This window comes from Massilia frigida, from assembly GCF_011682175.1.
In the GTDB taxonomy this organism is placed as follows: Bacteria; Pseudomonadota; Gammaproteobacteria; order Burkholderiales; family Burkholderiaceae_D; genus Telluria_A; species Telluria_A frigida.
In genome coordinates this window covers 1-261 of the sequence record NZ_WHJG01000228.1, presented here as the reverse complement: position 1 = coordinate 261, position 261 = coordinate 1, and the positions used below count along the sequence as shown (strand labels likewise).

The window sequence follows — 261 nt, the reverse complement described above, 5'->3', positions numbered from 1 at the left end:
TGGGCTTACGGCGTGGGAGCTTTTCACTCCCATTATCGCTACTCATGTCAGCATTCGCACTTCTGATACCTCCAGCATCCTTTACAAGACACCTTCGCAGGCTTACAGAACGCTCTCCTACCATATATGCAAGCATATATCCGCAGCTTCGGTGACTGGCTTAGCCCCGTTACATCTTCCGCGCAGGACGACTCGATCAGTGAGCTATTACGCTTTCTTTAAATGATGGCTGCTTCTAAGCCAACATCCTGACTGTTTTAG

The 261-nt window shown here is 49.0% G+C and carries 1 rRNA gene; it reads right to left on the bottom strand.

From position 1 onward, the window contains the following. Window positions 1–261 (bottom strand): 23S ribosomal RNA (locus tag F2P44_RS34785); the annotation flags it as partial.